Annotated in this window: 13 protein-coding genes; 5 read left to right on the top strand and 8 right to left on the bottom strand. The window is 61.1% G+C overall.

Annotated elements, in window-relative coordinates:
• Nucleotides 1-32 precede the first annotated feature (32 nt).
• The 4 genes from U5G49_RS21690 (at nucleotide 33) to bfr (ending at nucleotide 5,881) form a co-directional block, all read left to right on the top strand.
• Nucleotides 33-1,448: a Y-family DNA polymerase gene (locus U5G49_RS21690; RefSeq protein ID WP_246288991.1), complete on the top strand. Its 1,416-nt coding sequence runs from the start codon at nucleotides 33-35 to the stop codon at nucleotides 1,446-1,448.
• Nucleotides 1,445-4,909, top strand: coding sequence for an error-prone DNA polymerase (locus U5G49_RS21685; protein WP_193444531.1), 3,465 nt, complete (start codon nucleotides 1,445-1,447; stop codon nucleotides 4,907-4,909). Before U5G49_RS21690 ends, U5G49_RS21685 begins: the two co-directional genes overlap by 4 nt.
• Nucleotides 4,910-5,031: 122 nt before the next feature.
• Nucleotides 5,032-5,430: a (2Fe-2S)-binding protein gene (locus tag U5G49_RS21680; protein ID WP_246288972.1), complete on the top strand. Its 399-nt coding sequence runs from the start codon at nucleotides 5,032-5,034 to the stop codon at nucleotides 5,428-5,430.
• On the top strand, nucleotides 5,396-5,881 hold the full coding sequence (bfr, locus tag U5G49_RS21675) for a bacterioferritin (protein WP_017966050.1): 486 nt from the start codon (nucleotides 5,396-5,398) through the stop codon (nucleotides 5,879-5,881). The genes U5G49_RS21680 and bfr overlap by 35 nt, the downstream gene beginning before the upstream one ends.
• Before the next feature lie 87 nt (nucleotides 5,882-5,968).
• Here the strand turns inward: bfr and U5G49_RS21670 are convergent, their stop codons facing one another.
• The 6 genes from U5G49_RS21670 to rsfS form a co-directional block, all read right to left on the bottom strand.
• Nucleotides 5,969-6,502: an RNA pyrophosphohydrolase gene (locus tag U5G49_RS21670; protein WP_193444533.1), complete on the bottom strand. Its 534-nt coding sequence runs from the start codon at nucleotides 6,500-6,502 to the stop codon at nucleotides 5,969-5,971.
• Between the two features lie 36 nt (nucleotides 6,503-6,538).
• Nucleotides 6,539-7,735 (bottom strand): divergent polysaccharide deacetylase family protein, encoded by a 1,197-nt coding sequence (locus U5G49_RS21665; RefSeq protein ID WP_193444534.1) that lies wholly within the window; start codon nucleotides 7,733-7,735, stop codon nucleotides 6,539-6,541.
• A 77-nt stretch (nucleotides 7,736-7,812) separates the two neighbouring features.
• Nucleotides 7,813-9,135 (bottom strand): S41 family peptidase, encoded by a 1,323-nt coding sequence (locus U5G49_RS21660; RefSeq protein ID WP_017995549.1) that lies wholly within the window; start codon nucleotides 9,133-9,135, stop codon nucleotides 7,813-7,815.
• Entirely contained in the window at nucleotides 9,125-10,525 is a 1,401-nt protein-coding gene (locus U5G49_RS21655; RefSeq protein WP_193444535.1) for a murein hydrolase activator EnvC family protein, read from the bottom strand. The genes U5G49_RS21660 and U5G49_RS21655 overlap by 11 nt, the downstream gene beginning before the upstream one ends.
• Nucleotides 10,526-10,712: 187 nt before the next feature.
• The gene (rlmH, locus tag U5G49_RS21650; protein WP_112905560.1) at nucleotides 10,713-11,195 is read right to left on the bottom strand and encodes a 23S rRNA (pseudouridine(1915)-N(3))-methyltransferase RlmH; all 483 of its coding nucleotides are present in this window, start codon (nucleotides 11,193-11,195) and stop codon (nucleotides 10,713-10,715) included.
• Nucleotides 11,196-11,313: 118 nt separating this feature from the next.
• Nucleotides 11,314-11,763, bottom strand: coding sequence for a ribosome silencing factor (gene rsfS, locus U5G49_RS21645; protein ID WP_018244113.1), 450 nt, complete (start codon nucleotides 11,761-11,763; stop codon nucleotides 11,314-11,316).
• Between the two features lie 204 nt (nucleotides 11,764-11,967).
• On the opposite strand from rsfS, the gene U5G49_RS21640 reads away from it, so the two are divergent.
• Nucleotides 11,968-12,345: a winged helix-turn-helix domain-containing protein gene (locus U5G49_RS21640; protein WP_018244112.1), complete on the top strand. Its 378-nt coding sequence runs from the start codon at nucleotides 11,968-11,970 to the stop codon at nucleotides 12,343-12,345.
• Here the strand turns inward: U5G49_RS21640 and modC are convergent, their stop codons facing one another.
• Nucleotides 12,346-13,413: a molybdenum ABC transporter ATP-binding protein gene (gene modC, locus U5G49_RS21635; RefSeq protein ID WP_193444536.1), complete on the bottom strand. Its 1,068-nt coding sequence runs from the start codon at nucleotides 13,411-13,413 to the stop codon at nucleotides 12,346-12,348.
• Nucleotides 13,410-14,111, bottom strand: coding sequence for a molybdate ABC transporter permease subunit (modB, locus tag U5G49_RS21630; RefSeq protein WP_193444537.1), 702 nt, complete (start codon nucleotides 14,109-14,111; stop codon nucleotides 13,410-13,412). The genes modC and modB overlap by 4 nt, the downstream gene beginning before the upstream one ends.
• Nucleotides 14,112-14,199: the final 88 nt, after the last annotated feature.

Here is a 14,199-nt window from a genome sequence, read left to right as displayed (position 1 = left end):
CTATCGTCTGTTCCGGCAAGCTCAACAATGCCCTGCGGCTGACGGCACTGGACGAGTTGGCCGAGAGGCTGGGGTTGAGGAAGGAGCTGGGCGTTGCCGAGGCGCGCGCCATGTACCCCATGCTCGAGGTCGCGGAAGAGGATCCGGCGGCCGACCGCCGGTTGCTGGAGGCAATTGCCGACTGGTGCGACCGTTATACGCCGCTGGTGGCGTTCGACGGGAAGGACGGTCTGTTTCTCGACATTAGCGGTTGCGCCCATCTCTTCGGCGGTGAAAAGGCGCTTCTTCGGGATGTGCTGTCGCGGCTTTTTCATATGGGGTTCGATGCGCGGGGCGCGATCTCATCGTCGCCCGGCCTTTCCTGGGCCGCTTCCCGCTTCGGGCAAGGCGGCGTGATCGAGGACGAAGGGACGGAACATGTGCTGATGTCCTTGCCGGTCGCAGCCCTGCGGCTGGAGGGACAAACCGTCGATGCCCTGAACAAGCTCGGTCTGAAATATATCGGCGACGTCATCGATGCACCGCGGGCGCCGCTGACCCGCCGGTTCGGCCCGGAGCTGCTTCTGCGTCTCGACCAGGCGCTGGGACGTGAAGAGGAGCCGGTCTCGCCCCGGCGTCCTGTTGCCAGCCTTTCGGCCGAAAGCCGTCTGATCGAGCCCATCGGGACGGAAGAGCAGATCCTTACCGTCACCAGGCAGGTCGCCTTATCGCTGCAGCCGTCGCTGGAAGCGCGGGGGGCTGGCGGACGGGTGTTCGAACTGGTCCTGTTCCGCGTCGACGGCAGGGTCTTTCGCATCTCCGTCGGTGCTTCGCAGCCGCTTCGCGAACCAAAGTTCATTGCCGGGCTTTTTTCCGAGCGATTGCAGACGGTCTATGACGATCTCGATGCCGGCTATGGTTTCGAGATCGTGCGGTTGAATGTGTTGCGGCACGATCCCTTCAACGAAGCGCAGGGTGATTTCGAAGGCGACCGGCAGGGAGAGATCTCGCTTTCGGCCTTCGTCGACCGGGTCTCGGCCCGACTTGGTGCGGATTGCCTGCAAAGCTTCCAGCTCCGCGAGAGCCATGTTCCGGAACGCGCCGTCATCACGGTTCCTGCGATGGAGAGCCTTCCCAGGCGGAAGGCCGTGCAGGACATCCAGCTTCCTTTCCGCGAAGAGCGCCCGCTGCGGCTCTTTGCAACGCCGGAGCCCGTCGAGACCATACTTGCCGAAGTGCCCGATGGTCCGCCGCAGATCTTTCGCTGGCGGCGCATGCAGCATCAGGTGGCAAGAAGCGAAGGGCCGGAACGGATTGCGATGGAATGGTGGATCGATGGAAATGACGCCGAGGCGCGTGACTATTTTCGCATCGAGGATGAGACCGGACATCGCTTCTGGATCTATCGGCGGGGCTTTTATGGTCAGGCGCTTGATCCTCGCTGGTTCATGCATGGCGTGTTCGCATGACAACCGCGCGCGCATTCTTCGAGATCGGCACAAGGACGAACTTCTCGTTTCTTGAAGGCGCCTCTGGCCCCGAGGAGATGGTCGTGCAGGCTGCTCGTCTACGGCTCGGCGGTCTCGGCGTTGCGGACCGGAATTCGGTTGCCGGTGTGGTCAGGGCGCATGCGCAGGCGGAGCAGCTTGAGGAGAGATATAAAAACAGGGACGAGATTATAGCCCAAGCGGAGAAGGAAGGAAAAAAGGAGGAGATCCTCGATCCTATCCGGATTCAGCCGGGCGCTCGTCTCGTCTTTTCCGATGGAACGCCTGATATCCTCGCCTATCCCCGGAACCGGCGGGGCTGGGCGAACCTTTGCCGTCTTCTGAGCGCCGGCAACCTGAAAGAAGAAGCGGTCAAGGGAAGCTGCATTCTGACGGAAGCGGAACTCATGGAATGGGGGGATGAGATGATGCTTGCTCTCGTTCCCGATCGCACCCTTGTCGACCGTCAGGCGGGTCAGTCGACGCTGGAAGATTATCTGGAACGGTTCCGCAGACGGTTCCGCAAGGCATTTTTCATGGCGCTGTCGTCAGCCTATGATGGCCGCGACAGGCAGGTCTTTGCGGTGCTTGCCATGCTTGCCGCTCGAAACCGCGTGCCGCTGATTGCAACCAACCAGCCGCTTTACCATCATCCTGAACGGCGGCCGCTTTCGGATATCGTGATCGCGATCCGGGAGCATGTGCAGATATCGCAAGCCGGATTCCTTCTGGCGCCGAATGCCGAGCGTTACCTCAAGGATTCACGTGAAATGACCCGGATCTTCCGGGACTATCCTGGTGCGATCGACAATACGCAGGCCTTTTTCGGCAAATTGACCTTTTCGCTGAAGGAACTGGAGCACAATTATCCGCCGGAAAACGATCCTGGTGAAACGCCGCAGGAGACTCTCGAAAGGCTGACGAGAGCGGGAGCGGCAAGACGCTATCCCAAGGGTATCCCGCCCAAGGTGGCGCCACAGATCGAGTATGAACTCGATCTCATTAAAAAAAAGAAATATGCCTCTTATTTCCTGACGGTTCACAGGATCATCCAGCACGCCCGCTATGAACTTAAGGTCTTGTGCCAGGGGCGCGGATCGGCGGCAAATTCGGTCATCTGTTATTGCCTTGAAATAACGGAAGTCGATCCTCAAAAAAGCACACTGCTCTTCGACCGCTTCATTTCGATGGATCGCGACGAACCGCCAGATATCGATGTCGATTTCGAGCATGACCGGCGCGAAGAGGTCATCCAGTTCATCTATAAAAGATACGGCATAGAACATGCTGGGTTGACGGCGGGGGTGACGACCTACCGTACGCGCTCGGCGGGCCGTGAGGTCTCCAAGGCCTTTGGGCTCTCGGAGGATGTCCAGTCGGCGATCAGCAGCCTCGTCTGGGGCTGGTCGGAGGATAATCTCTCGGAGCGGGACGCGAAGGCGGCGGGTCTCGACGTCAAGGATCCGGTGACCCGAAACGTTCTTCAGTATGCGTCCGAACTTCTCGGCTTCCCGCGCCACCTCACCCAGCATGTCGGCGGCTTCGTCATCACGCGCGATAGGCTCGACGAGGTGGTGCCGATCATGAAGACGGCGATGCCGGATCGGTACATGATCGAGTGGGACAAGGACGACCTCGATAACGTCAAGATCCTCAAGGTGGATGTGCTGGCGCTCGGCATGCTGACCTGTCTGCGGAAGGCCTTTTCGCTGCTTGAATTGCATTACGACGTGAAGAAGACGCTCGCAGACCTCGGCAACAAGGAGCATGGGAACGAAGGCGAGCCGGTTTACGAGATGATGGGCCGGGCCGATACGCTCGGCGTCTTCCAGATCGAAAGCCGGGCGCAGATGAGCATGCTGCCGCGTCTTAAGCCGAAGGTGTTCTACGATCTCGTCATCGAGGTGGCGATCGTGCGGCCAGGACCGATCCAGGGCGACATGGTGCATCCCTATCTGAAGCGCCGAGAGCAGCGAGCCAAAAACATTCCGATCAAATATCCGAGCAAGGAGCTGGAAACGGTTCTGGAAAGAACCCTCGGCGTGCCCTTGTTCCAGGAACAGGCCATGCAGATCGCCATTACCGCCGCCGGCTTCAAACCGGCGGAAGCCGACAAGCTTCGCAGAGCGATGGCGACATTCAAGAGAACGGGTACGATCGGTAACTTCGAAAAGCGGTTCATCGAAGGAATGGTCTCAAAAGACTATGATCCGGAGTTCGCGAAGCAATGCTTCAACCAAATCAAAGGTTTCGGGGAATACGGTTTCCCGGAAAGCCATGCCGCCTCCTTCGCGCTGCTCGTTTATGCTTCCTCATGGCTCAAGGCCTATTATCCCGACATCTTCTGCACGGCGATGCTGAATTCCCAGCCGATGGGATTTTATGCGCCGGCGCAGCTGGTGCGGGACGCACGCGAGCACGGGGTAAAGATCCTGCCGGTCGACATCAATGAATCAAACTGGGATTGCGGTCTGGAAGAGGCTGCCTTCGATCGGAATGCCATCGATTTCCGGCATGACAAGATGCGCGAGATCATCAAGACCCGGCATGCGGTGCGGCTCGGCTTCCGGCAGATCAAGGGCCTTTCGACAGGCGATATGGAACGGCTCATCAGCAATCGATGCGAAGGCTACAGTTCGGTGCGCGATCTCTGGCTGCGGTCCGGTCTGCAGAAATCCGTCATCGAGCGACTGGCGGATGCCGATGCGTTCCAGTCCCTCAAACTGTCACGACGCGACGCACTCTGGGCGGTGCGGGCACTGGATGTGAAGAGCGCGGCCGAGGAGCTGCCGCTCTTCGAGCAGGTCCGTCATGTCGACCTCCAGATCGAGCCTGTAGCGAAGCTGCCGGAAATGCTGCCGGGAGAGCAGGTCATCGAGGACTACCGTTATCTCTCACTGTCGCTGAAGGCGCATCCCGTCTCCTTCCTGCGTGAGGAATTGCGCAAGGCGGGTGTGACGCGCAATGTCGATCTGTTGAAGGTCGCGAACGGGCAGAGGGTGACGATTGCGGGCCTCGTGCTGGTGCGTCAGCGACCTGGTTCGGCAAAAGGTGTGATCTTCATGACGCTGGAGGACGAGACCGGGGTGGCCAATGCGATCGTCTGGAACAAGATATTCGACAAATACCGCTCAGTTGTGATGGGCGCCCGGCTGGTGAAAATCCGCGGCAGGCTGCAAAGCCAGAGCGGAGTGATCCATACCGTCGTCGAGCATATCGAGGATATGACGCCGGCGCTCGGTATCCTGCAACGTGAGGCCCGGCGTTTCGGCGTCTGCGAGCGGGCAGACGAGGTGCTGAGGCCGGGTGTCGATCAGCGGCAGAAAAAGGCTGCGAATGCGCAGGAGCGGGCGGAGCTGGAAAAACGGATGGTTGCCACAGGCCGCCATGCCGGCGCGGGGGAAACCGCTGAGGTGATGCCGCGCGGACGCAACTTCCATTGAAGTACGTCGCAGCGATCAGGACCATGCAGGTTGTCTTCATTTGCCTTATGGCGTCATCATCCTGAAACCGCTGCATAATCCCGGACGATATGCATGAGGCCTCATTCGCACACCGTTGTTCAATGCTGCGGGAATCGAATTTTTTCTTGACAGCCACCATCTTCTTTAGCAGAAAACACGATAGTCAGTGTCATGTTTGGAATGAAGACGTGCTTGTCTGCAGCTGCAATTATATAACCGATAAGGAAATCCGGGAGGTTATCACCAATCTTCTCGATGAAGATTGTTGGCAGCTTATCGTGCCTGCGAAGGTCTATCACGCCATGGAAAAACGCGGCCGCTGCTGCGGTTGTTTCCCCAATGTCGTCGACATCATTATCCAGACGACCGAGGAATATCACGCCCGTCGCCACTCGACGGAGACCGAAATATTTGATTTCATGTCCCGCTTGAAACAATTCCATGAGGAAAACAGGAGAGCGGACATTGAAAGGCGACAAAAAGGTCATCGAGCGGCTTAACGAGGCGTTGTTCCTCGAACTCGGTGCGGTCAACCAATATTGGGTTCACTATCGTCTTCTTGAGGACTGGGGCTACACCAAGCTCGCCAAGAAGGAGCGCGCCGAATCCATCGAAGAGATGCACCATGCCGACCGGCTAGTTGCACGCATCATCTTCCTCGAAGGCCATCCCAATCTGCAGACCCTCGCACCTCTGCGCATCGGCCAGAACGTCAAGGAAGTTCTGGAAGCCGATCTTGCCGGCGAGTACGACGCCCGCACGGCCTACAAGAAGTCGCGCGATATCTGTCATGACGCCGGCGACTACGTTTCCATGAAACTTTTCGAGGAGCTGCTGGCGGACGAGGAAGGTCATATCGACTTCCTCGAAACACAGATCGACCTGCTCGAGAAAATCGGCGAGAGCAAATACGGCCAGCTCAACGCCGATTCCGCCAACGAAGCCGAATAAGATTCGAACGAGATGCCGGCCGCCGATGGCGGCCGGTGACCCTATTCCTGCTGCCGAGCACAAACGGTAGCAATCATCCAGCCGCAATCAGTCTTCCGATTGAAGTGTTTCCAAGTGCTGGAACTCGGCCACCACCTGGTCATAGACGGTGCGCTTGAAGGGCACGATCAGCTCCGGCAGTTGCTGCATTGGCTTCCATTCCCAGGCATCGAATTCCGGCTCGTGGCCGCCAGGCGGCGGGTTGATGGCGATCTCGCTGTCGTCGCCATCGAAGCGGAAAGCGAACCAGCGCTGAGTCTGGCCGCGGAATTTTCCTCTCAGCCCTATGCCGATCAGGGCCGGCGGCAGATCATAGTTGATCCAGTCTCTCGCTTCGGCAAGCAGGGTCACCGTCTTGATGCCGGTCTCCTCGTAAAGCTCGCGGTAGGCGGCGTCCAATGGATCCTCGCCCTTGTCGATGCCCCCCTGCGGCATCTGCCAGAGCTGCGGCGAGCCGTCATATTCGGAATTGCCGTCGGAGATGCGCCGCCCGGCCCAGACGAGGCCATCGCGGTTCAGGATCATCACGCCGACGCAGGGGCGGTAGGGCAGATCCTCGGCTTTCACGGTCGCCTGACTCATCTTCTTCTCCGTTCAGGATTCTTCTCAGGGATTCTCTCAAGGATTCCTGGGGTCGTTGGAAAGGGCGGCAACGCCGACAATCTCGATGCCGCGCATCGCAGCCTCCTCGCTCCATTTGGCGATGGCGTCAACGCTCTCATCGAAAGCGGCGGCGACGCCGATCGCCTGTCCGTTCTTGCGGGCGATGCGCTCGAGTTCGTCGAGCTTCTTCAGGACGGCATTGATATCAAGCTGGCCGTCGAGCTGCAGGTCGGCGAAGGCATAGGGCAGTTCGGTTCCCTTGGCGATCGCCGCCGTCTTCGACTGCGCTGATGTGCCATCGTCGAGAAACAGCAACCCGCGCTTGCCGATGTCGCGCATGACAGGCTCCATGGCGGCGGGATCAGACAGGAAACGGCCGCCGAGATAATTCATGACGCCGGTATAGTTGGTGATCTCGCCCATCGCCTTGTGCAGGTTCTCGATGTTGCGGGCGGCCGACTTCGTGGTCAGCAGCGTTTCGGGGCCCGGATCGTTCGCCGGATAATCAAAAGGTTCGAGCGGTACTTGCAGAAGGATCTCGTGACCGCTGCGGCGGGCCTCCTGCATCCAGCGCTGCAGGCTGTTGCCGCTTGCGGCGAAAGCGAAGGTGATCTCTTCCGGCAGTTCGGCGATGGCGCGCTGCGTTCCGGTCTGGCTGAGCCCGAGGCCGCTGACGACGATGGCGATGCGGACGCCGCGCGCGCCGGACGAGGGACGCGCATATTGATCCATCGGCCTCCGGCCATCGGGGCCGACGATCGGCAGCCTGCCAAAAGGCGTCTCTTCGAGCAGCGCATCATTGGGCTGGGCTGCCATGCGCGGATCCTGGCCGATCTGCATGGCGTCGACCAGCACCGGCCCGCCGCCGTCGCGTGGGCGGGGGCTGTATTTGGTGACGACCGAGCCGTCGCCGGTGACCATCTGCTCGACATTGGCGCCCGAGCGCGGATCGGCGCGTGGCATGCCGTCGGCCGCTTGGCCCGTGGTGGCCGTCGGTGGCTGAGGCGTATTGGCAGGGGGTGTTGCGGCTTGTTCGGCCGCCGGCGGTTTGGTGCGTTCGAGCCCATCGCCGCGAAACGCGGTATAGAGGGAAAAGCCGCCTATCGCGAAAAGGCAAAGACTGGCGGCGATGCGGCCCAGGCGCAGAAAACCCGGACGCTTGCGGCCGGCTTTGCGGTTGCGGCCCAGGGGCGTATGCAGGTCCGTTCCCAATTTTTCGCCCGCTCCAAAACCGGGAAACAGCAGAAAGGGTCAAGGCCGGGCGAGGTGCCCGGCCTTGATGTGATCGACTACTTGGCGACGACGGCCTTGTCTGGGTTCGGCGGGAAGGCCGGATCGGTCTTCTTGCCGCGCAGAAGGTCGAGCGCGTAGTTAAGCTGAACGTCGTCCTTCGGGTCCGGCGGGACATAGGCGACGGAGCCCGAACCTTCGTCGGTCTCGCTCTGACCCTTGATGTGGCCGCGCAGGCTGGATTCGCCTTCGGTCACCATCTTGCCCTGCAGTTCCTGCGGCAGCGGCTCCTCGACCTTGATGTCGGGGGTGATGCCGGTACCCTGGATCGAGCGGCCCGACGGCGTGTAGTAGAGCGCCGTGGTCAGGCGCAACGCGCCGTTTTCGCCGAGCGGGATGATTGTCTGCACAGAACCCTTGCCGAAGGAGCGCGTGCCGAGAACGGTGGCACGGCGCAGATCCTGAAGCGCGCCGGCGACGATTTCCGATGCGGAAGCCGAACCGCCGTTGATCAGCACGATCACCGGCTTGCCATCCGTCAGGTCGCCCGGGCCGGCATTGAAGCGGCGGGTTTCATCCGGATTGCGGCCGCGAGTCGAAACGACTTCGCCGCGCTGCAGCAGGGCATCGGAGACGTTGATCGCCTGGTCAAGCAGACCGCCCGGATTGAGGCGCAGGTCGAGAACATAACCCTTCAGCTTGTCGGCCGGAACGGTGTCCTTGATCTTCTTGATCGCCTTTTCCATGTCAGGATAGGTCTTCTCGGTGAAGGAGATGATGCGGAGATAACCGACATCGTCCTCGACACGCGACTTGACTGCCTGAACGGCGACGACGTCGCGGACGATCGTCAGCTCGATCGGCTTGTCGGCACCCTTGCGGATCAGCGTCAGCTTGATCGGCGTGTTGACGGCGCCACGCATCTTCTCGACGGCGTCTTCCAGCTTCAGGCCACGCACGGACTGGCCGTCGATCTCGGAGATATAGTCGCCGGCGAGAACGCCGGCCTTGGCGGCGGGCGTATCGTCGATCGGGGTGATGACCTTGACGAGTTCATCTTCCATCGTGACTTCGATGCCGAGGCCGCCGAACTCACCCTTGGTCTGGGTGCGCATGTCCTCGGCGTCCTTCGCATTCATGTAGCTCGAATGCGGATCGAGCGAGGAAAGCATGCCGTTGATGGCGTTCTCGATCAGCTTGTCTTCCGCAGGCGGCGTCACATATTGCGCACGCACACGCTCGAAGACATCTCCGAAAACAGACAGTTCCTTGTAGGTCGAGGATCCGGCCGCTTCTGCCGGCACACCCGCCGAGTAAATGACGCTCATTGCGGTCGCACCCATCAATGCGCCGACCAGAACAAGAGAAGCCCTACGAATCATTGCGTGCCTTTCCAGTGTCTTTGGCGGTCCACCACGGCCGGGAATCGACCGGTTTACCGTCCTTTCGAAATTCAATGTAAAGCGTTGGCCGGTTCGTTTCCAGCGCCAATGCAGTTGCGCTTGCCACTCTTTTCGCGCCCATCACGGCAAGTGGCTCGCCGGAGAAAACGAATTTTCCCTGACGGGTATTGATCGTATCCATTCCCGAGAGAACCAGGTGGTACCCATCGCCCGCGTCGAGGATGATCATCTGGCCGTAACTGCGAAATGCGCCGGCGAAAACCACCAGGCCATCCGCAGGCGCCGTCACCACCGTCTCCGGATTGGTGGCGACCGTCATTCCCATGGCCTCGTGTCCGGTGCCGTCGGGATCGCCGAACTGGCGCAGGATATCGCCCGCTACGGGCACCTCCAATTTCGCCTTCAATTCTCCGAAGGGATATGCGGGCGCAATGCGGTTTTTATCGGGCACACCGCTGTCGGCGAGAGCCTTGGCCTGAGCGCGCTGCTCGTCCGTCATAAGCTTCCGGTTCTCCTCCGCCTGGCGGGCGGCAGCGGCAGCGTCCCGCACCGAAGCGATCTCGGATTCCATCGAGGCGACGAGGCCTTCAAGGCTGGTCGCCTTGCCTGCCAGCTCCTCGGAACGTTTCCTTTCGGCCGCGAGTTCGGCGGCATTGCTGCGGCTGAGCTTGTCGTTTTCGGCAAGCAGCAGGTCCATGCGCCGCTCTTCCTCGATGCCATCAGTCATCGTCCCGGTCAGGGAGGCCTTCTCGGCGGCGCTTGCAGTCTGCAATGCGGCGAGGCTTGCGAGGTCTGCGGCAAGCTTGTCGGTCTCCTTGCGGATGCCAGGCACGACGGCGCCGAGCAGAATGGCGCTGCGCACGGAGGCGAGCGCGTCATCGGGGGTGACGAGCAAAGCGGGCGGCGGGTTGCGGCCCATGCGCTGGAGCGCTGCCAGCACCTCGGCCAGCAGGCCGCGGCGCTCGTGCAGGGAACGGCGGATGCCATCCTCCTTGACGCCGAGATCGGCAAGCTTCTTCTCGCTTTCGAGGATCTGCTTTTCGAGCGCCTTGCGGCGGGCGGCGGAATCGATCAGCGCCTGGCGGATGCTTTCGGTGCTCTTATCCAGATCGGCAATGCTCTGCTGAAGCGCGCTCACCTTGTCGGTGGAGAGGCTGATCGTCTTCGACAGGGTTTCGAGTTCGGCACGGGTCTGATCACGCTTGGCGGCAAGTTCGGCGGCCGGATCGGGTGGCGCCGGCTCGGCTGCCGGCTGCGGTGCAGATTGTGCCACCTCGGGCACGGCATCCTGCGCCTGGACGATGAACGGATTTGCCGACACGACAATCACCGCTACACCGACGCCGGCCGCGATAGCCGGGAGGATCATGCGGTGTCGCCTGGTGGATGCTCTCGTCATGCGTGTTGGGGCACTTTCTCAAATCGCGCGGAGACTAAGCTGATTTGATGCGCTTTGCCATAACGTTTGCAGGAGAACGGGTGGCCAAGCAAACACGGCTGCGTGACATTGCGACGCATTGGCCGACGCTTTGCCGACACATCGGGCCGATGCGGCATCAGACGCGGTGATAGGGGTGACCAGACAGGATGGTGACGGCGCGATAGAGCTGTTCGGCGATCAGCGTGCGCACCAGTTGGTGCGGCCAGGTCATCTTGCCCAGGCACAGCGTGGCGTCGGCACGGTCGTACAGGGAGGGATCGAGGCCGTCGGCGCCGCCGATCGCGATGGTCAGCTCGCGTTTGCCCTGGTCGCGATAGGAGCCGAGCAGGTTTGCGAAGGCTTCGCTGTCAAGCGCCTTGCCGCGTTCATCGAGAAGAATGAGGATGCTGCCATCGGCAAGCGATTTCAAAAGCATCGCTGCCTCTTCGCGCTTGCGGGTCTCCGCATTGGAGGCACGGCTTTCGCCAACTTCGGCAACACGGGTAAGTTCGAGGCCGACGGCAGGGCCGGCCTTGGCGAAACGGTCGAAATAACGGGCGGCAAGATCCTTTTCGGGGCCGGACTTCAGCCGTCCCACCGCAAAAAGACCTATTCGCATTTATCCGCTCCCGCTCATGCGGCACTTCGGGCGCACACTACGCCACCGGCCGGTTTGTGAGGTTTTCCGGCCAGCCAATGCCACGTCTCAGGCGCCGGACAAGATGCCGGCACGCCTGTCAGTGCCGTGTTTCTTCATCCATATCCGGAGCCGCCCACATCTTTTCGATGTTGTAGAACTCGCGGATTTCGGGACGGAACACGTGCACGATAATATCACCAGTGTCGATCAGGACCCAATCGCCGCCTTCCTGACCTTCGACGCGGGCCGTACCGAGGCCGTCGTCCTTAAGATCGGTGAGCAGATGATCGGAGATCGCCATGACATGCCTGTTCGAACGGCCGGAGACGACGATCATGTAGTCTCCCAGCGCCGATTTTCCGGCAATGTCGATGGTGACGATATCTTCAGCTTTGGAGTCCTCGAGGCTGGCGAGGACGGTTTCTAGGGCACGGGCGGCGGCATCGGCGCCACGTTCCGCACTCTTCGGGATAACGGCGAACGTTTTTCCCTTGGCGTGTACTGTTGTCAGTGCTTTCCCTTTCCTGGAATGACAAACTAGGCACAACACAGATCCGATCGAGACCGGATCATGGTTAAGATAGGCATCAAACCATTAATGTTTCAAGACATGCTAAGGTACGGAACGGCCGAAAAACCGATCTGCCGTTCGAATTGAAGTATTTGACTGCTCGGGGCGGCCTCGTGCGGGCGGTGTACAGTTTCCATGCCGCAGCGTAAAGTGCGGCAAATTCCACGATCTCCAGATTCAATGACCGACTCAGCCGCAAAAACACTCGTGCCCGTCCTGCGAATCAGCTTCCCGGATGAGGATCGCCTCGGCCATGGCAAGATGGAACTGCTGGAGCATATCCGCCAGACCGGATCGATCTCAGCGGCGGGGCGGGCGATGGACATGTCTTATCGCCGGGCATGGCTGCTGGTCAGCGAGATGAACCGGATGTTCTCTGAACAGGTGGTGGAATCGCAGCGCGGCGGGCAGAAGGGCGGCGGCGCGGCGCTGACGCCGTTCGGCGAGGAATTGCTGGCGCGTTTCCGCCGGATGGAAAGGACGATGCGCACCAGCCTTGCCGAAGATCTCGCCTGGCTCGAGGGCAAGCGTAACCTGCAGCAGGGTGAGCGCGGCTGATCAGGCCTCCAGGGCAACTGTCTTGATGACGGCGAAGACCGCCCTTCCCAGTCGAAGATCCAGACGCTCGCAGGACAGTGTGGTGATCCGGGAAAGAATGATATCGCCGCCGCAATCGAGCCGGATTTCCACCGTTCCGTCCTCGGTCGACGACATCGCTTCTATCCTTGCTTCCAGGATATTCAGCGCGCTGAGCCCCTCGGGCCTTGCGGTCGCCAGCATGACATCTCGGGAGGGAATGCGGATGCGGACCGATTTGCCGGGCGCAAGGGCGGCACCGGGAATATGGAGCTGGCAGGATTTCAGCGCGATAGTCGACAGGCGGTGAAGCCCATCGAAGCTTTCCACCGTGCCTTCCAGCAGCGCGCCCGCCTCGCGCCGCTCGGAGGCGGCGGAGGGGCGGCTCAATATGTCGATAGCGGGGCCCGTCGCCTCTACCTTGCCGTCGCGCATGACGACGACCTGGTTTGCCAGCCGCGCCACCTCGGCGATCGAATGGCTGACATAGACGATCGGGATGTCGGTTTCGTCGCGCAATCGCTGGAGATAAGGCAGGATCTCGGCCTTGCGCGCATCATCGAGGGCGGCGAGCGGCTCGTCCATCAACAGGAGGCGGGGCGAGGAGAGAAGTGCGCGGCCGATGGCGACGCGCTGCTTCTCGCCGCCTGAGAGTTTCGCGGGGCTGCGCTCCAGCAGCGTCTCGATGCCGAGCAGGTCGACGATGTGGTCGAAGCTCTCGCCGTGTGCCGGTCTCGCCGCGAACCAGCGGCCATAGGAGAGATTGGCGCGAATGCTGAGATGCGGGAAAAGCCGGGCCTCCTGGAAGACATAACCGAAGCGGCGGCGATGTTTCGGGACGAAGATACCGGTTGCGGTTTCGGTCAGGGGTTCGCCGTCCAGGACGACGCGGCCTTCGTCCGGGCGGGCGAGGCCGGCGATGATGCGGATCATCGAGGTCTTGCCGGAGCCGGAGCGGCCGAACAGCGCGGTGACGCCGCGCTCGGAGGTGAAGGCGGCATCGAGCGAAAAGGCGCCGAGCCTCTGTTTTGCCTCGACGATCAGCGTCATTCCGGATCGATCCTCCGGCCGGCGAGACGGGCAAGGAATTCGGAGGCGAGCAGGGCAGCCATGGAAATGACGATGGCGACGAGCGTCAGGCGGAGCGCGCCGGCATCGCCGCCGGGCACCTGGGTGAAGGTATAGATCGCCGACGACAGCGTCTGGGTTTCGCCTGGAATGTTGGAGACGAAGGTGATCGTCGCGCCGAATTCGCCCATCGCCTTGGCGAAGGAAAGGATCATGCCGACGATGATGCCGGGCAGGGTCAGCGGCAAAGTGATCGTCAGGAAGACCCAGTGAGGGCCGGCGCCGAGCGTTCCAGCCGCCTCTTCCAGCTTGCGATCGACCGCCTCGATCGACAGGCGGATGCTGCGCACCATCAGCGGAAAGGCCATGATGGCGCAGGCCAGTGCAGCACCCGTCCAGCGGAAAGACAAGACGATGCCGAAATACTGGTCGAGCAGGCTGCCGATCGGACCGCGGCGGCCAAACAGGATGAGGAGAAGAAAACCGGTGACGACCGGGGGCAGGATCAGCGGCAAGTGAACGACGCCGTTCAGCACCGATTTACCCCAGAAGCGGCCGCGTGCAAGCAGCAGGGCGACGAGGATGCCGAAGGGCAGGCTCGCCAGCATGGCGACAATCGAGACGCGCAGGCTGAGCAGGATCGCCGTCCATTCCTCATCGCTCAAGCCCAACATGTCCAAATGCTACGGTCTCCCCGGAAAATCGAAGGCTCGCCGAGGCGAGCCCTCACGCTAAGCTGCGGCCGACGATTCCGCAATCATTTCAGCC

Origin of the sequence: Rhizobium indigoferae (genome assembly GCF_034554815.1) — a bacterium.
In the GTDB taxonomy this organism is placed as follows: Bacteria; Pseudomonadota; Alphaproteobacteria; order Rhizobiales; family Rhizobiaceae; genus Rhizobium; species Rhizobium leguminosarum.
The sequence above is the reverse complement of the archived record's forward strand: the minus strand, read 5'-3'. Positions and strand labels throughout refer to the sequence as shown.